Origin of the sequence: Ornithinibacillus massiliensis (genome assembly GCF_018310345.1) — a bacterium.
Classification (GTDB): domain Bacteria; phylum Bacillota; class Bacilli; order Bacillales; family Amphibacillaceae; genus Ornithinibacillus; species Ornithinibacillus massiliensis.
In genome coordinates this window covers 110963-132811 of sequence record NZ_JAGXBY010000006.1, presented here as the reverse complement: position 1 = coordinate 132811, position 21849 = coordinate 110963, and the positions used below count along the sequence as shown (strand labels likewise).

At 38.3% G+C, this 21849-nt stretch carries 17 protein-coding genes; 1 reads left to right on the top strand and 16 read right to left on the bottom strand.

All coding sequences use genetic code 11. From position 1 onward, the window contains the following. Nucleotides 1-56: 56 nt before the first annotated feature. Genes KGF86_RS15945 through KGF86_RS15935 form a run of 3 tightly spaced genes read right to left on the bottom strand, consistent with a single transcriptional unit; the run spans nucleotide 57 to nucleotide 3589 of the window. Entirely contained in the window at nucleotides 57-1247 is a 1191-nt protein-coding gene (locus KGF86_RS15945) for an anhydro-N-acetylmuramic acid kinase (protein WP_186870354.1), read from the bottom strand. A 5-nt stretch (nucleotides 1248-1252) separates the two neighbouring features. Then, nucleotides 1253-2851, bottom strand: a complete 1599-nt coding sequence (nagZ, locus tag KGF86_RS15940; RefSeq protein ID WP_186870355.1) for a beta-N-acetylhexosaminidase — start codon at nucleotides 2849-2851, stop codon at nucleotides 1253-1255. 21 nt (nucleotides 2852-2872) lie between these two features. Next, entirely contained in the window at nucleotides 2873-3589 is a 717-nt protein-coding gene (locus tag KGF86_RS15935) for a PIG-L deacetylase family protein (RefSeq protein ID WP_186870356.1), read from the bottom strand. 321 nt (nucleotides 3590-3910) lie between these two features. Here KGF86_RS15935 and KGF86_RS15930 point away from each other — a divergent pair, with 321 nt between their 5' ends. Next, nucleotides 3911-5479, top strand: a complete 1569-nt coding sequence (locus KGF86_RS15930; protein ID WP_186870357.1) for a SpoIID/LytB domain-containing protein — start codon at nucleotides 3911-3913, stop codon at nucleotides 5477-5479. Nucleotides 5480-5820: 341 nt separating this feature from the next. Here KGF86_RS15930 and KGF86_RS15925 read toward each other — a convergent pair whose 3' ends face one another. The 13 genes from KGF86_RS15925 to KGF86_RS15865 form a co-directional block, all read right to left on the bottom strand. Then, the gene (locus tag KGF86_RS15925) at nucleotides 5821-6699 is read right to left on the bottom strand and encodes a MurR/RpiR family transcriptional regulator (protein WP_186870358.1); all 879 of its coding nucleotides are present in this window, start codon (nucleotides 6697-6699) and stop codon (nucleotides 5821-5823) included. A gap of 24 nt (nucleotides 6700-6723) precedes the next feature. Next, on the bottom strand, nucleotides 6724-7689 hold the full coding sequence (locus KGF86_RS15920; protein WP_186870359.1) for an N-acetylglucosamine kinase: 966 nt from the start codon (nucleotides 7687-7689) through the stop codon (nucleotides 6724-6726). Between the two features lie 11 nt (nucleotides 7690-7700). Further along, a complete protein-coding gene (gene murQ / locus KGF86_RS15915; protein WP_186870360.1) occupies nucleotides 7701-8576 on the bottom strand; it encodes an N-acetylmuramic acid 6-phosphate etherase in 876 nt (291 codons plus the stop codon). A 12-nt stretch (nucleotides 8577-8588) separates the two neighbouring features. Continuing rightward, complete coding sequence (locus tag KGF86_RS15910) at nucleotides 8589-9755, bottom strand: exo-beta-N-acetylmuramidase NamZ family protein (RefSeq protein WP_186870361.1); 1167 nt, start codon at nucleotides 9753-9755, stop codon at nucleotides 8589-8591. Nucleotides 9756-9769: 14 nt separating this feature from the next. Beyond that, entirely contained in the window at nucleotides 9770-10615 is an 846-nt protein-coding gene (locus tag KGF86_RS15905) for a carbohydrate ABC transporter permease (protein WP_186870362.1), read from the bottom strand. Nucleotides 10616-10627: 12 nt separating this feature from the next. Then, nucleotides 10628-11494, bottom strand: coding sequence for a carbohydrate ABC transporter permease (locus KGF86_RS15900; RefSeq protein WP_186870363.1), 867 nt, complete (start codon nucleotides 11492-11494; stop codon nucleotides 10628-10630). A gap of 244 nt (nucleotides 11495-11738) precedes the next feature. After that, nucleotides 11739-13034, bottom strand: a complete 1296-nt coding sequence (locus KGF86_RS15895) for an ABC transporter substrate-binding protein (RefSeq protein ID WP_186870364.1) — start codon at nucleotides 13032-13034, stop codon at nucleotides 11739-11741. 784 nt (nucleotides 13035-13818) lie between these two features. Continuing rightward, nucleotides 13819-14838, bottom strand: coding sequence for a substrate-binding domain-containing protein (locus KGF86_RS15890; RefSeq protein ID WP_186870365.1), 1020 nt, complete (start codon nucleotides 14836-14838; stop codon nucleotides 13819-13821). 29 nt (nucleotides 14839-14867) lie between these two features. Continuing rightward, the gene (locus KGF86_RS15885) at nucleotides 14868-17201 is read right to left on the bottom strand and encodes a glycoside hydrolase family 31 protein (RefSeq protein WP_211742433.1); all 2334 of its coding nucleotides are present in this window, start codon (nucleotides 17199-17201) and stop codon (nucleotides 14868-14870) included. A gap of 47 nt (nucleotides 17202-17248) precedes the next feature. Then, the gene (locus KGF86_RS15880) at nucleotides 17249-18088 is read right to left on the bottom strand and encodes a DUF1189 family protein (protein WP_211742432.1); all 840 of its coding nucleotides are present in this window, start codon (nucleotides 18086-18088) and stop codon (nucleotides 17249-17251) included. A 41-nt stretch (nucleotides 18089-18129) separates the two neighbouring features. Further along, nucleotides 18130-18981 carry a sugar ABC transporter permease gene (locus KGF86_RS15875; protein ID WP_186870368.1) on the bottom strand — a complete coding sequence of 284 codons (852 nt, stop codon included), beginning with the start codon at nucleotides 18979-18981 and terminating at the stop codon, nucleotides 18130-18132. Nucleotides 18982-18983: 2 nt separating this feature from the next. Continuing rightward, entirely contained in the window at nucleotides 18984-20291 is a 1308-nt protein-coding gene (locus KGF86_RS15870) for an ABC transporter permease subunit (RefSeq protein ID WP_186870369.1), read from the bottom strand. A gap of 65 nt (nucleotides 20292-20356) precedes the next feature. After that, nucleotides 20357-21625 carry an extracellular solute-binding protein gene (locus tag KGF86_RS15865; protein ID WP_186870370.1) on the bottom strand — a complete coding sequence of 423 codons (1269 nt, stop codon included), beginning with the start codon at nucleotides 21623-21625 and terminating at the stop codon, nucleotides 20357-20359. Between the last annotated feature and the right edge of the window lie 224 nt (nucleotides 21626-21849).

The following is a 21849-nucleotide window of genomic DNA, read 5'->3' as shown; positions in this document are numbered from 1 at the left end:
TAACATAATTTTAAAAATAAGTAGTTAGATAATGATTATGATTGCTTAAAAGTAATTCACCCCCTTAACGTGCCCCAGGCTACTTTCCCCATGACGACTTCGCGCTTAGCTCCAGTAGCTGGAGGAAAATTATTGGTTCTTTGTTTCAAACACTGATAACCTAATAAAGCAAAAATCATCGCTTCCTTGGCATCAGCAGGCATACCAATCTCATCCATCTTCCTTAACTGAACATGGTCAGGTAACCCATTTCGTATTTCTTTCATTAAAATAGGATTGTAGCTACCTCCACCACTTATAAATACTTCACGAATTCCATCAGGTTCGATATGTCGTTTAATATCATTTGTAAGTGTTACCGCCGTTAGCTTCGTAATCGTAGCAATTCGATCAGCTAGATTAATCGATAATTTATCCGCATCATTCCAGAGTTTAATTGCGTATTCTTCCCCAAATAGCTCTCTCCCCGTTGACTTCGGTGGAGGGATTTTATAGTAGGGCTCTTGTAATAAAATATCCAACCATGTGTGATTAACGGATCCGTTAGCAGCGAGCTCTCCATTTTTATCATAAAACCATTCACCATTCGTCATTCTTCTAGCAAAATAGTCGATTATCATATTTCCAGGTCCAGTGTCATATGCTTTCACCTGAGACGGAGCACTATTTTTTGGCAGTATTGTAAGGTTAGCTATTCCACCGATATTCACTAGTACTCTACCAATTGCCTGACTACGGAATAATAGATAATCAGCATATGGTACTAAAGGAGCACCTTGCCCACCTACTGCCATATCTCTTGTACGAAAATCACCTACAGAAGTAATTCCGGTTAGCTCAGCAATCGTGCTAATATCACCAATTTGTAAGGTTGAAGCAACTAGCTCCCCTGCAGCATCAATAGGATCTGGCTGGTGGAATATCGTTTGACCATGGGAACTGATAAAGCTAATATCCGCTAATCGTAAGCCGGAATCATCTATAGCCTTTAAAGCCGCTTCTGCATACAATTTTCCTAATAACATATTCATGCTAGAAATCAGTTGAATACTAGCAGTAATTGGATCACAAAGGTCGAGAATTACTTGCTTTACCTCATTGGAGTACGGTACCGTATCAAAGTGTTCCAATTCTATATGTACTGAATCGTTTTCTTCTGATATTTTAACGACAGCAACATCAATTCCATCTAGGGAAGTTCCTGACATGATACCGACACCATATGTAAAACTATTGTCTAAAAGCATCGTTTTCACCCCCTCTGTGGCAGGGTAACTGGTAATTTCCCTTTCACTTTAACTTTACCAAACACTGCTTCTGCCGCTGTTTGTAGGGCAGGATTGGTAAATTCATAGGTTGCTATATAGGCTGGCACATCTGGCAAATAAGCAGTATCATAAGGACTTCTTGTAGCAATAACAATTACACTCTCATTTTCCTTAACCAATGCTTCCACCATCTTCACTTGCTGATCATTCTCCTTAACAGATAGCGTACCGACAATCACTGCTTCAAAGTCTTTAGCTATCTCCTTTACACGGGTGATTTCCTCATCGGTCGGAGGATTAGAAAGCTCGATTACTTCGGTGTTTTCATGGAGCTTCGCTACCGCTTCTCCTAGACTAAACGTCGAATATCGCTTATCCTCAACTTGCATGGCGTAGCTGTTCGTTGCATATACTACTAAAACTCGATCTGTACTTTCTAGATGTAGGGGAATCTGATTATCATTTTTCACCATGGTAATCCCTTGCTTATAAATTTCATATGCTTCAACCTCATGTAGTTTAGCTCCCACATCCTTTGAGACAATCGGTTTAGCATCCAATGAAATATCATTCCAAGATAAGTAGTTATGCTTTAAAACCATCACGCGGTTATATGCCTGTTCGATGATTTCCTCTGCGATATCCCCCGTTTTAACTGCTTCCTCTATTAGACTTAAGGCTTCATATTGCCTAGATTGCAAGTGTGAAATCATGATTAAATCGACTCCAGCCTTTAGGGCTTCAACTGCTCCTTCTGCTGTTCCAATTCCTTCTGAGATTGCATTCATTTCCATACAGTCTGTTGTCACAACACCGTTAAATCCTAATTCTTCACGCAGCAATCCAGTAATTACCTTCCTAGAAAGAGTTGCTGGTACATTTTCTTGATTTTCAATAGCTGGAAAATACACATGTGCGGACATAATCGTATCTGCCCCTTGCTCGATTACATCTACAAATGGTTTTAATTCGATTTCCTTGAGTCGTCCTATAGGGTGGGAGATAGTGGGCAAATCAAGATGAGAATCCACATTCGTATCTCCATGTCCTGGGAAATGCTTTAATGTCGTAATGACACCAGCATCCTGCATTCCTTTAACCGCTTGCTTTCCAAACGCTGAAACAAGTTCCGCCTTTTCACCAAATGATCGAACACCGATAACTGGGTTATCTGGATTATTGTTCACATCTAGTACAGGAGCTAGATTCCAATTGATGCCTAATGCTTTTAATTCCCGCCCAGTAAGCAGGCCAGTAATATAGGCATTTTCACTTCGTCCAGTTGCCCCAAGCAGCATAGCACCAGGAAGTATTGTTGCTCCTTCACCAAGTCTACGCACAACTCCATTTTCTTGATCAATACAAATTAGGAGTGGCTTTTTATGTCCTGCTTTTTTAGCTTCGCGTTGCAGTTCTGTCGTCAGGGCTAAAACTTCCTCTGTTGTTCCTATATTCCTTCCAAAAAGGATAATTCCACCAATATGTCGTTCACGAATAAGCTTCTTTATCTCTGGTGTTGCGGTTTTTCCTTTAAATCCAAACACCATGAGTTGACCAATTTTTTCTTGTAGTGTTTCTGTCATTATGTATCACTCCACATTCCGTTATAATTCAAAACCTGGGATTGCAATTCCTTTTCGAATGTTCGCACCAACTGGATACTTCAATGTTTGGGCATAGATTGTTCTAGCTAAACAACCACGCATCGTACCTAGAGCTTTATAGTAATCGTAATAGCGAAAATCACTAGAATTCATGATGAACCAATATTGGGATAATGCCTCTAAATACGTATCAAATTCATCGGAAACATCCACATAAACATCCGGTATATACCCTTCCATGTCTTCCCAATTCTCACTATGAAACATTCTAGTTAACGAATGAGGTGGTAATCCATCTATATCAAATCCAGCCAGCGCAGCTTTCAGCCATGCAGCTTGAACAATTCGTGGGCAACGTGCATGGTCTGGATGCATACTATTTTCCCAATGGGTTATCACGATAGTTGGCTTTAACTCTCGAAATATTTTCGCAACCCTAGTTATCGTTTCATCCTCCTCATTTAGTTCTGCATCCTTATAATCAAGGGTAATACTTTTCCCACCGAGTATTGCTGCAGCCTTTTCTGCCTCCTTCATTTTCTGCTCTCGATAGTCCTCTACAGAAATATGAGGTGGATTCCCCTTCTCTCCAGCGGTTAAATGTAAAAATGTTACGTCATGCCCTGCCTTTGCATATTTATAAGCAATTGCACCTGCTTGAATTTCCGCATCGCCACAATGTGCTCCAACTACCATTAGATGAATTTTCTCACTCATCTTTCACACCTCATTTCAGAAATATAGTGCCAGCTTTTGATATCGCTTACATTTCAAAATAGATAAATAATTTAAAATAGAATTAATGTTATATCCCTTTAAAAACTACTTTTATTATACATGAAAATAATCACTTTAAAATAGTAATTCATGATTTTTTTATTAAAAATGTCATCATATTTCATTTCTATTATGCCGACAGACCTATTAGAACAATGAAAAAGGTTCTTTTTGCCTACAAAAGTGAAAGAGGATTCTTGGTCTATTTGTTGAATAGTTATATTGTAAGCGTTTTATTTCATTAAAATGGAGGTGGAATGGTTGAAGAAACTAGCTATGGTATTATTGATTAGTTTATTAGCTTTTTCTGGAATTTTTTCAGGTGGGATTACTAGTTTTGCAGAAAGCAACACCCAGATGATTCGGATTGGGGTTGTGCCGACAGCTGAATCGGTTAACATCGGAAGCAATCAAGGCTTCACCATTACGGATAAAGAAACAGGTGAAGTGATGTATACTGGTGAAAATGATGAGGTTCGTGTGGAATTAGCTTCGTCTGGAACAATCGAAACGAATTATCGTTTGCAAACTTCTTGGACAACGAGTGTTCCATATATGCAGGATTGGTTAAACAGAGCCGAAGCTGCAGGATATGATACGTTTGTCGAGGACTATAATGGTGGATGGCGTCTATTAATCGGAAAGTTCCCGCAGGATGCTAGCTGGGGAGATCGAGAAACATTTCGTCAGCAAATGATTACGGAAGGGTTTGCCGGAAGTGATTCCTATTGGCGCTTGATTACCGAATCGTCTGGAGAAACACAAATTCGCATTGTTGCAGATGACGTTGAGGCTCTTGTTTCTAATGCGGTACAAATTAGTTCCGAAAATGGTATCGTGAAAATCAATGGTAGTCAATATCGTGGAATTGGTGAGGTCGGATTCAACAGTGCAGGTACGTTAGCGGGAATTAATGAATTACCTTTAGAAGAATATTTATATGGAGTAGTACCACGAGAGCTCCCACCAAATCCATATGGGGAATTAGAAGCGCAAAAGGCTCAGGCAGTAGCTGCTAGAACTTATGCGATTAGAGGGCTTGGAAAGCGTAGTGCAGACGGGTATGATTTATTACCAACTACTTCTGACCAAGTATACGGTGGATATGATGTAGAGCACCCAATTTCTACTCAAGCAGTTCAAGAAACAGCGGGGATTGTGGCAACCTATAATGGAGAATTAATTGATGCCGTCTATCATTCTACTAGTGGTGGACATACAGCCAATAATGAAGATGTATGGAACTCTGACCCAATTCCTTACCTTCGTGGCGTACCAGATTCCCAGCGTGGTAAAGCATTAGATAATGTACCTAATTTGAATGTCTTCAAAAACAGTGCTAATCCGAAATCCCTTAGGGCACAGCGAAATGGAGATTTCGAATCCGATTGGTCCAGATACCATCGTTGGTATTTTGAATGGACAAGTGAGGAGATCAGCCAAGTATTAAGTGACTATTTCAGTACAGATGTCGGGCAGGTCTATGAAATTAATGTGTTAGAACGAGCTAATTCCGGTAGAGTACTAGAAATTGAATTTGTAACTGAAAATGGAACCTTCTATGAATATAAAGATCGTATTCGTTGGGCTCTGCAGTATTTTAATAATGCTGGAGCAAAGAGTGTTTTATTAAGTACGCTATTTTACATCGAACCAGTAAAGGAAAAAAGAACAAAAGAGGTCATTGGGTTTGAAGTATATGGCGGAGGCTGGGGCCATGGTGTTGGTCTATCACAAACAGGCGCAATGGGTATGGCTACTAAAGGATTTACGTACGACGAAATCTTGAAGCATTACTATCAAGGTATTGAATTGGAAGAAATCTATTAAAAAAGCTTATAAAAAATTACTATAAGGTGGAGACTGGGACAAAACTAAAAGAATTAAATGTAAAACCGAGTAATATACGATACTAGCTCCGGAAATATAGGTAGACTCCTGCGGGAGGAAAGGGCAAGGTTGAGACCCCTAAAGAAGTAGCACGAGGAGGCTCACCAGCCGTCCGGCGGCAAGGTAGACACTGCGATGGTTCTATCGAGCAGATGTCGCCCCTGTACTGGAAGTGAAAGCGAGGTATACTTCCGGAGCGTGGTCGTAGCTCATCATTCGTTTTTTCCTTTAAGGTAAATCTTTTGTCCCATCCTCTCTTCATTATTAAAGAAAAACGTCAGTTAATCTCTTCGCTTCCCATTTAACTGTCGCTTAACATAACTTGCTGCTTCTCTTGTGGAATCCAAGTATCCAACCGTCTTTTCATATTCCTCTGAGGCCACACACATAAATAGAATATCAATTAAATGGAGTTGGGCAATTCTTGATGATGTAGCTCCACTTCGATTAACTGCCTCTTTAGCAGTTGATGTAAATAAATTAATATCCGCATGACTCGTTAACATGGAATTGCCATACTTCGTAATACTTATCGTCCTCACATTCCTTGATTTAGCAAGATCTAACAGCTTCGCAACCTCCACCGTATTACCAGAAAAAGAAATCCCAACTACCACATCATGTGAGCCCTTATTCGCGATAGCCGTAGATGCCATATGAATATCGGAAAATGCATGAACTTGTTTATTAATTCGAATAAATTTTTGCTCTGCATCTTTTGCGGTGATAAAGGATGCCCCGAACCCGATAAACGTAATCGAATTAGCATGGATTATCGTATGGACTGCTTCTTTTAGTTGGTCAAAATGGATCATATTGACTGTATCCTTAATCGCCTGAATGGTATTAGAGGTAACTTTTTCAATAATCTTCTCATAATCTTCCTTCGGTTCAATATCACGAAATTCGCTCTGGCTATCTTCCTGAAGATCACCGGCAACGCGTAGCTTTAATTCCTGAAACCCATTAAATCCAAGTGACTTACAAAGTCGAATTACCGCAGCACCACTCGTTTCACTATTCTTCCCTAGTGCTTGGGCTGTTAATAAAACCGCTTCTCTAGGATGGTTTAAAATGTATTCTGCAATCTTTCGTTCTGAATTTGGTAGACTCTTTACCATTTCTTTGATAATCGTTAATCCACCTTTTAAATTGGCCATCCTTTACACCTGCCTTTTCGACATTCACATCTTACGGAGATTATCTATGATGCTAGTAGAAATTGTTTGCTTATTTTCTAGTAATGCACCAATAATTGAGCCTGCGACTGGTAGAAGTTCTGGTAATATAAAAGAGACTGGTTTAGAATAGCTTTTAAACTCCAATTCTAATAAAGGTGGTAAAATCATTCGATTAGAAAATAATCCACCACATAAAATGACCTCTAATTCATTATTAGTAGTAAAAAGCTTCTGGTCTAGTGTTTTAATACTATGGCTAATTTCCTTTGCTACATGCTGCATCATAGTTGCCACCACAGCATCACCGGCCTCGTAGGCTTGGAAAACTAGCTTGGATACTTGTGCTATAGTCATTCTAGGTGCTCGGGAATGGTAGATTTGATCAATAAGCTCTCGACCAGAAGTAACTTGAAAATAGGAGAAGAGTATATCCTTTAGCATCGTACTTGGTCCCCGACCATCTTCATGTTGTAATACTGCCATAATCCCTTTTCTTCCTAAATCATAACCACTGCCTTCATCACCTAGTAAATATCCCCAACCACCAACACGGCCATGTTGGTTATTCTCATTTACTCCAAATGTGATGGAACCAGTCCCTGATATTTGCACGATTCCAGGCTTCCCATAAGTACCAGCGTATAATGCATTGACCGAATCAGGTTCTACTTTAACTTTTACATCTGATGGAAGAGTGGATTGAATTACTTCCGTTACTAGCGATGCGGATTGCTGACTACCAGCTCCTGATATCCCTGCAAATATAGTCGATACGTTACGTACGACATCTGGTACACTTTGCTGGAGATCATGAAAAATTGTTTGAAACGTATCGATTAGTTCACTCTTTGAAACGGCATTAGGATTCGTAGAACCATATTGTGTATGGGATACTACTCTCCCCTCCATATCGGTTAAGACGACTTGTGTTTTTGTTCCTCCACCATCAATCCCAATTACATACTCCATCTCTCATCACCCTAATATACAGCGCTTATGGCATCCAAATATTCCATTGAATCTCTTAGATTTTCCTCGTAATCTTTTAGAATCTGTAATGCTTCGGTAGCAGATATATGGTATTTGCATACTAAGACAGCTCCTTTCAATTTATTCCCACAAGCCACAAGGGCTTCTCTAGCAACCTCTTCCTCTACACTTGTAATGTCACATATAATACTAATCGTCCGCTTTCGCAATTTATCATTGGATGCTTGTACATCAACCATATAATTTCCATAAACCTTGCCTAAGCGAATCATCGTAATCGTGGAAATCATATTCAAAGCTAACTTCTGGGCTGTACCAGACTTTAATCTAGTTGAACCCCGGAGAATTTCTTCGCCTACCAGTAATTCGATTGGGCTATCAACAAGGGATGCTATTTCAGAATTGGGTTTACAGACTATCCCTACTGTATGTATCCCCATTTCTTTCGCTTTCTGGATTCCACCGATAACATATGGTGTTTTACCACTTGCTGCTATCCCAATTAGGACATCCTTTTCCGTAGCGTGCATTTCTATTTCTAAAGCTCCCTGAACCTTATCATCTTCAGCATTTTCTACTGCATATCGAATTGCCTGCTCCCCGCCTGCAATCATCCCGATAAAGACGTCTGCTTTTACACCAAATGTAGGAGGGCATTCGGATGCATCTAGTACACCGAGTCTACCACTGGTACCTGCTCCCATATAGATTACCTTTCCACCATTCTTAATTGCCTCGACACAAGCATCAATCACCGGTTTTATTTGAGGGAGTGCTTTTTCCACCGCTAATGGCACTTGTTTATCTTGCTCATTCATTGCAGTTAATAATTGATCGACCGACATTGTATCTAATTCTAGTGCCATATTACCACTTCCTTATGCCATATCGTTTGTTGGATATAATAAATAATTCTCTCTCATTGCCATAAATTGTTGTACTGCGGTTGGTAGTTGTTCACGAAAATCCGTCGTATCCCCTTGTATAATCTGTTTTCTTAACTGATCTGTTCCAGCTAATAAATCGATGAAATAACGGTTCTGTTCCCCTGCTTGAATAAACGTCATTTGCTCTGGATAAAGACGATAAATGGTTTCTAATATGGAAATTCCAATATCAAAAGCGGAAAGTGTATCTTTATTAGAAATATGAACCTGGATTCCTTCACATACTTCACCGGCAAACTTTTGATACATTGGTTTAAAAACTGCCGGTCTAAACTGTACACCTGGTAATGATAGAGATTTCAATGCTTCAGCAAGCTTCCTTCCATCAATAAAGGGCGCGCCAATCACTTCAAACGGTTTCGTCGTTCCTCTACCTTCCGATATGTTCGTTCCTTCTATTAAACAAGTACCAGGATAGAGCATACACATATCAATTGTTGTTGTATTCGGGGTTGGGGAGACCCAGTATAAATCTGTCTGATCAAAGTACTGTTCTCTATTCCAGCCCTCCATCGGAATGACTTCTAAGTCACATGCTATATTAAATTCATGTTTAAATAACCTTGCTAACTCGCCAATAGTCATTCCATGGCGCACCGGAATCGGAAACTTACCAACAAAGGAGCGAAACGCGTCTTGAACTAGATTTCCTTCTACGTCTATACCATTAATTGGGTTCGGGCGATCAAGAACGACAACCTTTTTCTCTTCTTGACCACAAATTTGCATCGTGTTTGCCATAGAATAAATAAAGGTATAATATCTCGTCCCGATATCCTGTAAATCGCAAAAGACAACATCCACGTCTTTTAACATCTCGACATTAGGCTTCTTATCCTTATTATAAAGACTATGAATTGGAACACCTGTATATGGATCAACACTCGAATCAATTAGCTTTCCTTCTTGAACCTCACCACGTAAACCGTGCTCCGGTCCGAACAACGCAGTTAAGTTTAAATGTTGATGTGAATAGAACAAGTCAATTGTTGATTCTAGTTGGTGATTTACACCAGTTAAATTCGTTAATAGACCAATTCTTTCCGTACTATAATCTTTCGTATATTTTTCTAAAAAAACTTCTAAGCCAAGCTTCATTTGCTTCCCCCCTCTTATCCTTTAACTGCACCTTTCATTGCCCCACTAATAAAGAATCGTTGTAACAGAAGGAAAATCGTAATAATTGGAATCATCGAGATGATTGCACCAGCGGCAATTAATCGCCAATCAGATGTAAATGTGCCAGATAACATATTTAAACCAAGTGGTAATGTAAACATATTCTGATCATTCACTATGATTAATGGCCATAGGAAGTCACCCCAAGCCGAAACAAATGTAAAAATGGTCAATGTGACAATCGAAGGTTTAACCAGTGGTATTAATATCCGGTACCAGATTTGGAAGCTATTTGCACCATCCATTCTTGCTGATTCATCCAATGAATTCGGAACAGTCATAAATGCTTGTCTCATTAGGAATACACCGAAAGCAGTTGTCACATGTGGTAAAACCATTCCTAAATACGTATTTTGAAGTCCAAGCTTTAAGGAAATAACATATACCGGAATCATTAATAGCTGGAAAGGAATCATCATCGTTGCAATAATAAGAATGAATATGATATTTTTTCCTTTAAAATTCATTCTTGCTAATGGATATGCTGCTAGGGAACAGAATAATACGTTCAATATAACCGTTAATACTGCTACAATGACACTATTCAATAAATATCTCCAAAAAGGGAAAACATCTAACACCTTACCGAAGTTTGCTAAAGTAGGTTCTTCCGGTAATAATTTCGGTGGATATTGGAAGATATTTTCACTACCTGATTTTAATGCAGTGGACAGTAACCATAGAAATGGACCAATCATAAAGAGCGTGATTAATACTAAAAGAATATATGAGGATATCTTTTTAACTGCTTTTCTAGATGAGTTTGATTGTTTCGCCATCATGATTCCCCCTTATTCCGAATTATCCTTACCCATAACTTTTAAGTTAATGAGTGAGAATACTAAGGTTAATAAGAATAAAATTACGCCTGCAGCACTAGCATAGCCCATGTTCAGACGCTCAAATGCTTGTGTGTAAATATAAAACACTAACGTTTCCGAGCTATGTAGCGGTCCGCCACCTGTCATCACATAAATTTCTTCAAACACTTTCATCGCCGCAATGGAAGACATAATCGTAACGATAAGAACAAATGGCATCAGCATTGGAATAGTTACACGCGTCATCTTCTGCCACCAGTTTGCCCCATCAATATCAGCTGCTTCGTATAAACTCTCTGGAATAGATTGCAAGCCAGCTAAGTAAATAATCATATAGTAACCTAAACCTTTCCACACCGTCACCACCATGACGGCAAATAAAGCAGTCTGGGTTGAAGTTAACCAAGGAATAGGTTCAGTAATTATATTCAATAGTTCAAGTACATAATTAAGTAGCCCATTTTCTTTATACACCCAGTCCCAAGCAATACCTGCGACTACTAAAGATGTTACAACAGGGATATAGTAGGCACTACGGAAAAAAGCAATCCCTTTTAATTTTTGATTGACTAGTACAGCTAAAAATATCGGAATGACAACTAATGCAGGTACTACCCCTACTAAGTAAATCAAGGTATTCGTTAATGTTTTCCAAAATAATGCATCTTGGAAAAGATTTTGATAGTTATCAAACTTTACAAATGACGCTTCCGTTATCATATTATAATCAGTAAAACTCAACCAAATCGCCTGTAGCATTGGATAGAAAATAAATGCTCCTAATATAAGACAGCCAGGTAATAAAAATAAATATGGTGTAAGCTTATTCGTTCTCAAGGATTCCACCCCGTTCTCTTAAGCGGTTCTATATTTAAAACAGTTAAGTTTAGAACACAACTGTTTCGATTAAAAGAAAAACCGAATGAATAACATTGCCCCCGAACCGGAAATATCATGCATCATTCGTTTCTTATGCACAGCTTTTTCGATGCGTCCTAACCTCGTAATTTGTTCTTATCCAGATCGGAAAATTTCTACTTACTAAACTAATAGAGAGGGGATAATCCCCTCCCTTGTTAAGTTATTGTGCTAAAATCTCATTCCACTCTGCTTCTGCTTTATCCAGTGCTTCTTGTGGAGTCATCTCACCAAGCATCGCAGCTGAAATAGCATCATACATCGCTTGTCTTAATTCCGTATAATTGTTCATTGGAGGAACTAATAGTTCAGCACTTTCTAATTGTGATGCTGATACAATACGCACTAAATCCGTAGGCTCCGCATCATCATCAGCTTCTGTAAAGTAAGGATCAGCTAACGATTCTACATTTGATGGTAGAATTGGTGTTAATTTGGAGAATTCTAATTGGTTTTCACCATTCGTTAAGAATAATGCAAATTTAACTGCTGCCTCTTGATTTTTAGTTTGTTTTGGTACAACCACGTTTTGTACGGACATGGTTTTCTTGCCAGATTTACCTGTAATTGCTTCAGAAGGTAATGTATTTTCATAGATTTCAGGTGCATTTTCTTTAACCTGTACGATGAACTGAGATCCATCAAAGAATGCTACTTGTCCAGCTTGGTACATATCGATTGTAGCACGTTGATCGCCAGTTAATGCTTCACGCGGGATTAGTCCTTCGTTATATAAATCAGTGAAATATTCAAAAGCATAAAGACCTTCTGGAGTATTGAAAGCTGCTTCTGTTCCATCTTCATTCGTTAATTCAGCACCCATCATAACCATATGCTGTAGAACTAAAGATAGGTCAAGAGATGGGAAATATCCATACTTTCCTGTTTCATCTTTAATGATTTTGGCATATTCTGCTGCTTCTTCATACGTAGTTGCTGGTTTTTCAGGATCAAGTCCTGCTTCTTCAAATATTTGTTTATTGTTTAATGTAACAGAAGTTGATAGATACCAAGGAATCGCAAATGTAACATCGCCAATTTGGTTTGCTTCCCAAGCACCTTTTACATATAATGCTTTATCATCTTCAGATACAGCTTCTTCCATATTAACAAGTGCATCAAGTTCTGCAAGCTGAGATGCAAATGTCGGATTCAAGTTGACAACATCAGGCGCTGTGTCTGTACTTACCGCTGAAAGAATTTTCTTATCTAGATCTGCAGCCGGTACATCTAGCCAATCGATTTTTATGTTTGGATTTTCTGCTTCGAAGTCTTCAATAATACCATTAATGTAATCGGTGAATGTTGGTTGCAATTGCATCGTCCAAAATTCAAGTGTAATTTGCTCACCATCTGAATCCCCACTCTTGTCTGAGGCACTGTCATCATTTCCACATGCAGCTAAAACCACCATAGACATAGCCAGCAAAAAGGCTAAGAAACCTAATTTCTTCTTCATGCTTTTTCCCCCTTTGATCCATATCAAATTTGTATTAAATAGTGGATAATCTACCAATCTACTATTTAATCTCGATAGAACGCTTTTCAACGCAAAATTGAAAACCCTTTCAAACATAACCCATTATATTAAATATTATTCCAATAGTCAAACTGTATTTTTGAAATAATATTTCATTCATGATAGATTAAATTAGATTATATAAGAACCTTTATATAATAATTGGCTATATTCGAAGTCTATCTGTTTTATCAATCTTTCATTATATTGAAATGATTTTTTAGAAGCTTTTTCTTTGTATAGAGGGCGGTTATCTGACTCCCATCCAAAGGAGCACGAGGGGGATTTCTCTGTTACATTTTCTTCTTTTCCTTTCTAATTTGGGGCACGGAGAAGCTCTATCTGTTACCTTTTCTCCCTGTTCTCCACCAAAAAAGGGCTCCGAGCAAACTCCCTTCCTTTCCATTTAGGGAACTGAGGCTTTCTCTCTGTGCCCTTTTTCCGCTTTCCTTCCTCATTTAGGGCACTGACAACCTCTCTCTGTTACCTTTTTCCGCTTTCCTTCCTCATTTAGGGCACTGATAACCTCCCTCTGTGCCCTTTTACCGCTTTCCTTCCTCATTTAGGGCACTGACAACCTCCCTCTGTTACCTTTCTCCTTGTTCCTCACCAAAAAGGGCTCCGAGCAAACTCCTCGATTACCTTTTTCCTTTGTTTCCCCACACAAGGAAATAGACCAGACGCCATTCTTTCCTACTAAAAAAAGCTATCCTAAGGAATTCCCTTAAGATAGCTGACTAACCGAGTCCCGATAAACAATTTCATATGGAATAATGATTCGTTTGGCGGGCTCATTTTTATTTAATGTTTTTTCAATAAGCGCCTTAGCTGATTGCGCACCTAGTGTATAGATTTGAATGTCAACCGTTGTAAGTGCCGGTCTTGTGATTTCGGAAAGATAGACATTGTTAAAGCTTACTAATGAAATATCCTGTGGGACTCGTAAACCGTAGCTCTCTAGCATACTTAAAATCCCTAAACTTATTAAATCGTCACTAACTACTAAGCCGGACGGTGGTGTTGATAAAGACATTAGATGCTCTACAGCTTCTCGTCCACCAGATTTTAGAAATTCCGTATGAATTTTATAGCCTTCACACTCCTGAATTCCTGCCTTTTCTAAAGCAGCGACATAGCCACTTTCACGGTCACGTGTAACTAGTAAATCTCTAGAACCACCGATAAATCCAATCTTCTCATGCCCCATATCTATTAAATGCTGCGTGATCTCTTTTCCTGCTCTAACGTTATCATTATCGACGTGGGTTATTTCGGTATCATGCTCTTGGGGCTTACCAACCATAACAAATGGAAACCCTTGCTCCCTTAAAAAATTGGTAACCTTATCATTAATACGGGAATAAAGAAGAATAACACCATCCACATAGCTACCGTACACCATTCGCTGAACTTCACTTAGAATCTCTTTTTCTGTCTCCCCTGTTGATAGATACATGGAATACTCCGCTTCATGAATAACCGAGCCAATTCCTCTTAAAATTTCTGGAAAAAAGGGGTTTTGTAAAGCTACATTTGCAGAAGATGGCATAATAACCCCTATTGCTTTAGTCGATTTTGCGACTAAATTCCGAGCATTTACATTGGGGTGATAGCCTAACTCTTTCATTGCTTTACGGACTTTCTTCTTTGTGTCTTCACTTATTCTTGGGTTATTGGCAATAACACGAGAAACTGTAGAGGGGGAAACCCCACTAACTTTTGCTACATCTTTAATTGTTACCACTCTTCCCACCTCTACCTCTGAACGTAATTTTATAGTTTAATTATACTACTTGGTTTCCCATTAACGAATATCGTACGATCTGTACCGATTAGTTCTACCTTTATTTCATTATATGCAGGCTGATAATTTCCTTCTTTTGAGACCACCTGGATATCTACTTTATCGGCAAAAGATTGAATATCAAACGTCATTTTAACAAATTCTAAGGCTTCATAAGCAAATGTTTCACCATCATCATCATAGAATGTGAAGGAATACTTCTCTTCCAAATCAGATGGAGCTACTTTCATCGTAAGCGTCTTTGTTTGTTTATCGTGATTGAAGCTCCATTCACCTTGCATCAGGGCTGTACCTTTACGAACAAAGACTGGTAAATCCTCTAATTCTGCATGTATAAGGTGCACCCTTTCCCCTTCATAGGATTCTTTAGTAGTATATTCTATCCATTCACCTTTAGGAAGATAGACCACTCGATCTGTTACAGAAGGATTTAAAATTGGTGCCATAATAACGTTATCTCCTATCATGAATTGGTCATTCAAGTTATAGGTTTTCTCATCCTCTGGATACTCCATTAATAATGGTCGCATCACTGGTAACCCTTCTTTACTAGCTTGATAGAATAGTGAGTAGAGCTGCGGCATCCATTGATAACGCATTTGAATATATTTTTTCATAATGGTTTCATATTTCTCACCGAATTGCCATGGTTCTTGATAACGGAAACCAATTGCTGAATGGTTACGGAAGAATGGTGTAAATGCCCCGACCTGTGTCCAGCGCGTTAATAATTCTGCATTTGTATCATGGGCAAAACCACCAACATCAGGACCAGTAAATGGAACGCCAGATAAGCCTAAATTCATCACCATTGGTAAAGACATTTGTAAATGCTCCCAAAAGCTTCGATTGTCACCTGTCCACACAGAGCCATAACGCTGTACACCAGCATAACCAGCACGAGTTAATAGGAATGGACGTTTACCATTTAGCTGCTCTTTCATTCCTTCATAGGTTGCTTTCCCCATTAATAGCCCATACACATTGTGTAGTTCTCGGTGGGTAGTCGGATTCCCATCATTACGGTGCATAACGGTTAAATCCATTGTTTTCGTTTCATTAAACACTGCCGGCTCGTTCATATCATTCCAGATTCCCTCTATCCCGATGGAGGTATAGAAGGCATGCTTATCCCCCCACCATTTACGAACCCTTTCCTCTGTGAAATCAGGGAAAGCACTCACTCCTGGCCAAACATCACCATAGTAAATATCGCCTTCGATATACTTACAGAAATTGTCCTCTAAGACACCCTCTTGATAAATCTGATATTCAGAATCCTTTTTAACACCTGGATCAACAATCGGCACAACACGAATACCCATTTCTTTTAAATCGGCAATTAGCTGTTTAGGATTAGGGAATCTTTCTTTATCAAAGGTAAATACCCGGTACCCATTCATATAATGAATATCTAAATGAATAACATCTATTGGTATATTTTTTTCAATAAATGTTTTCGCAAGTTCTCTAACTTCCTTTTCTGTTTCATAGCTATAACGAGACTGGTGATAGCCGAGTGACCACTTTGGCGGTAGTGGCATTCTACCTGTTAAAAAGGTATATTGCTCAAGTACTGTTTTTGGATGAGGTCCAGCCATTACATAATAGTCTAGCTGCCCACCCTCTGCCGAGAAGGAATAGTATTCCTCCGATGATTGCATATCAAAGTATGTTTTAAACGTATTATCAAGGAAAATCCCATGAGCCTTCCCATCTCGAAGTGTCATAAAATAAGGAATGGACTCGTAAAGTGCATTCGTTTCTGGATTATGCGGTGCATACACATCGGTATTCCACATTTCTAATTTTTCACCACGTTTATCTAAATGCCCTGACTTTTCACCAAAGCCATAGAAGTGATCGTGATCATACATTTCTTTAAAGGCTATTACTTCACCGTTTTCTCGGAAAGCCATACCGTGTTTGTCCTCGGATACGATTACCCTACCGGTCGTATCTTCTATCGTTAAACGAAATGGTGACTTCGTTATACGAAGTACCAGTTTATCTGTACGAAGTAATAGGGTGTCTTCTGTATTCACTTCTTCAATCGCTACATCTTGAGGTTGTCCAACTACCGCCTTGGAATTAGTCAATAACGGTTTATCCTCTGGGTTCATGATTATGCGAACGATTGAATCCGTATAAAACTGTATGTGAACAAATCCGTTACGACAAGAAAATAAATATCCATCAGAGCTTGTTGAATAAGAATCTACGTTTCCAATATCACGGTAGACGACTGCCCCATCCTTTTTTTCTTTTCCTGGGTGTATGGCAAAGCTTGTATCTTGAAGCATGGATGTACCTCCTAAAAATATAATGTTAAGTAATCATTCATAACCGGTCATCTGTTGTTCCCCAGTTGTGCTACGACCTCATCACTGAAGCGAGTTTTCATAAATACGAAAAGTAGCATCATAATAAAACCGAATGTTTGTATCATAATCATCGTAATAATATTAAAATGAATTAAACCAAGGATCAAAGCCACTACTGTCGGCATTCCTAACGTATTCACAATTAAATTCACCGATTCTTTATACGTTCGAATCGTAGATATCTGTCCTTTCTTCGTAAGATAAACAAAGATAGAAGATCCTAAGCTTATAACGACAATACTTACAAGCAATAAATTAAATAAAGATAATAATAGACTGCCAACAATGAAACCTTTATTTTGAATAAACCATTGTCTTGACAGTTCGTCCTTTAACATCTGAACCGTCGTTATCTCTTCAATGGCAAAATCATTCGTATACCTTACCGATGTTACTGGATTTTCCTGGTCCTTTATAATAATTTCTTCCTCTTGAAAAATCAGTGCATTTTCTGCTTTTAAAGCATGCTCTTCATCAGAAGTGGATATATTTCCCCCAACTATTCCATGTTCATTTTCTACTAAAAACCTATTTGGCAAAGTCAGTTGACCTTGTGCATATGCTGCATCCTGCAACTCACCAATCACAGCTTCATTTAGTAACGAAAAGGCATTTGGATAGGTCTCTTCTACAGGATAGGATTCCATTTTCGCTATATTAATGGATAACGGAATCATCATCAATCCATTCAAAAATAATAAGACAATGATGATTTGAAACCAATTCAGTTGTTTTCTACCAGTAAACACGCGCTTCGGCGATATAATGCTTTTAAAATAATTGATTGGAAATATATCTTTTTTCATTGTTCACTTCATTCCTTCAGAGATTCTGTTTTCACCTAGGACTATCCTTTGGTACCACCTGATGTTAACCCAGCAACGAAATGTTTTTGCAGCATGAAGAATAATATGGTGATAGGAATAGCGATTAAAATCGCACCCGCTGCAAATAGAGCTACCTTTTGATTTTGTGGGTTGTTAATAAATGTCTGTAAACCAATTGCAACCGTATAGTTTTCTGGCGTTCGTAGTAAGAACTTCGCTAACATGTACTCACCGAACGGTGTCATAAAGGCCCATAATGATTGCACAGCAATCATCGGTTTAACCAATGGTAGTACGATTTGGGCGAAAATGCGGAAGTGGCCCGCACCATCCAGTTTTGCTGATTCGTCTAAATCATATGGAACTGTATCGAAATATCCTTTCATTAACCAGGTGTTCATCGGAATACCACCACCAATATATAGGAACATTAAGAACCAGCTTTGATCTAAAGCTCCCATCAATAACGCCATAACATAGAAAGCAGTTAACGCTGCAGTCGTTGGAACCATTTGTATAATTAAGAAAAAGAGCAAACTCTTCTTCCGACCAACGAAACGATATCTACTATAGACGTAACCTGCCAGTGTAATAAAGGTAACCTGAACAATCATGGTCACGAAAGCAATGATTAATGTATTTACATACCAACTACCATATAACGTTTCTGTAAATAGTCTTTGGAAATTGACTAGTGTCCATTCCGCATTAAAGTTTAAATTAAATGCAGTTACGTTACCAGCTTTAAAAGCAGAACTTGCTGTAATAAGTAGCGGATAAATGATGATTACCGCTAATAGGATTAAATAAAAATAAGTGAATATTTTGTTGATGATCCGGGAGGTTTTTTGCGATTTCATTATTCTGCTCATATCTAATCCTCCATTTCAAATGCTCTCGTTTTCTTAAAGACAATTAACGAAATAATAATGACAAATAAGGAAATAAACAATGTCACAGCAGAAGCAATCGAATACTGTGGAGATGTTCCTGTTGTCAGCTTATAAATCCATGAAATAAGAATATCGGTTGAACCGGCACCAGCTCCTATACTTCCAGGTCCTCCCTCATTAAATAGATAAATCATCGAGAAGTTATTGAAGTTACCGGTATACTGTGTAATAAAAATTGGAGCAGCAATCGTAAATATTGCTGGCATCGTAATATGTTTAAAGCGCTGTATCATACCAGCCCCATCAATTCGTGCAGCTTCATACTGTTCTTCCGGAATGGATTGTAAAATACCAGATACAAGTACATAAATAAACGGAAATCCAAGCCACCCTTGAACTAAGATGATAGCTATTTTAGTGAAAAATGGATCTGTCTTCCATGGAAGACTTCCGATCTCAACAAAAGGTACTAAGGCATCGATTAGCGGAATAACTTGTGTATTAATGGCGCCAATACTATCATTGAACATATTGGAAAAACTCATAATCGTAATAAATGCTGGTACTGCCCACGGTAATAAGAAAATAATACCGAATACACGCTTGAATTTAATGAATTTCTGGTTTAATACAAGCGCTGTAAAAATACCAATTACGATTTGTAGTGTGGTTGCTGCTAAGGTCCATATTACAGTCCATCCAAAAACTGCAAAAAAAGTATCCCGATAAGAGCTTAAGAAAAATATATCGGTAAAGTTAGAAAAACCAACCCAGTCAATTAGCTTAGCTGGTGGAATATGATAGAAATCATAGTTTGTAAAAGCGATAAATATGGTAACTAATACCGGAAATACAATTGCAAATATCATCGCGATATAAGCAGGTATAGTAAATAAATATGGAAAACCTTTATCCACCATATTCGTTAGAATGGTTTTCGTCTTAGTATTTACTTTCTTGCCCTCAGCCCATAATCTTGCAACTTTTCTAGCATCATTTAAATTAATTACGTAAAAAAGTATAAATAGCAGAAGAATTAATAGTTGCAGTGAACCTTCAATTAACATAAACAGTGAATGGTCTGTACCAGCAGTACTACCTAGTGTTACTAAGCCTACTAGCGCTTCTGCACCAAAATTAATCATTTCTATAATAAATAAAACAAATATGGCAAGAAAGGCTATCCCTTTAAACATCTGTTTGTTATACATTTGTCCTATACCAGGAATGATCGAGAGTAATGTTGCTTTTCTAATGCGTTGTTTGCCATCTGTTTCTGTATAATCCACCAGTTCTCACTCCCTTTTAAATAAACTTTGGCAGAGAGCTGATCTCTGCCAATTAGATTACATTATTAGTATTTTTGAGAGATATTTTCACTAATAACGTCTACCGCATCATTTGCTGATTCTTCTGCAGTTTTGTTACCAGAAGCAGCATCAAACATTAATGTTTCTGCACCTGTCCAAACTTCAGCCATTTGAGGAATATTTGGCATAGGAATTGCATTATTATATTGGTTAATCACCGCAGCAGTCAGCTCATCTCCAGCTTCTGCAACTGTTGCTCTTGTCATTTGATTCGCTGGTACCTCACCTTTATCATCATATAGCTTTTGTTGATTTTCTTGGTTAGTCACAAAGTCTAACCATTTTTGTGCAGCTTCAGGGTCTTTAGCATAGTTGCTTGCAATCCAAGCTTTACCACCAGCAAATGGTTGATATTCTTCACCATTGGGTAATGTAGGAATCATGGAAACACCATAATTTATACCAGCTTCATTATAGTTGGAAGCGGACCATGGTCCACCGATAATAGCAGCAGCTTTACCAGTTGTGAATTGTTCATCAATAAAGTTACCTGCTGTTGTAGAATCTAACATCCCTTGTGGCCATTTGTTGAACCATTCTGTTGCATATTCAATACCTTCAATGGCACCTTCTGTATTTAGTCCAATATCAGATGGATCAGAACCATTGTCACCGAATACATAACCACCGTAAGCAGAAAGTAATCCGTATGTGCTATAGAAATCTAACCAATTAGCTAAAAATGCTGTTGTTCTTCCAGATTCCGAAGAAAAAGCGAAACGATCATCCTCTGCTAACGCTTCTAAATCTGCAAATGTTTGAGGAGCTTGATCAACTAAATCTTTATTGTAGTAGAGTACTAGTGACTCAATTACGAATGGAGCACCGTAAATTTTGCCGTCAATCGTAACCTGTTGTTTATCTAAGTCATCATAGCGACCATCATCAGGAAACGTGTACTCCGCTAAATGACCTTGTTGACCTAAGTTACCAACTCTGTCATAAGGGGCAACCATAACATCAGGAGCTATTCCAGCAGGTCCATCCAATGGAAGGGCTTCCAATGTTTCGAATAAATCTCTTTCTGTTACTTTTACTTTAATTCCTGTCTCTTCTTCAAATGCCGGAACGATTGATTTTACATAATCAATATATCCATCCTCTACACCAATTTCTAATGTACCAGCACTACTGCCGCCATCCTTCTCAGAACTAGAGTTATCACCATCTTTATCTCCGCCTCCACATGCAGCTAATACAAGTAAACTCGTTAACATTGCTACAAAAGCAAGATTCTTCCATTTGATTTTCATAATTTACAAGTCCTCTCTTTCATTTTTGGTTATCACGTAACCAATAGATTATTATTTTTGTAAAACGCAATATCTATTTATCTTGTAAGGTAATGCATCAGACAAATAAAAGTCCACTTTATTACAAACTAATATTGCCCCCTTCTAAAATTGTTTACTTGGTACAGTGAAAACGTTTGCGCAACCTTACAATGAAATTGTACCCTTATTTTATTTTTTATGCA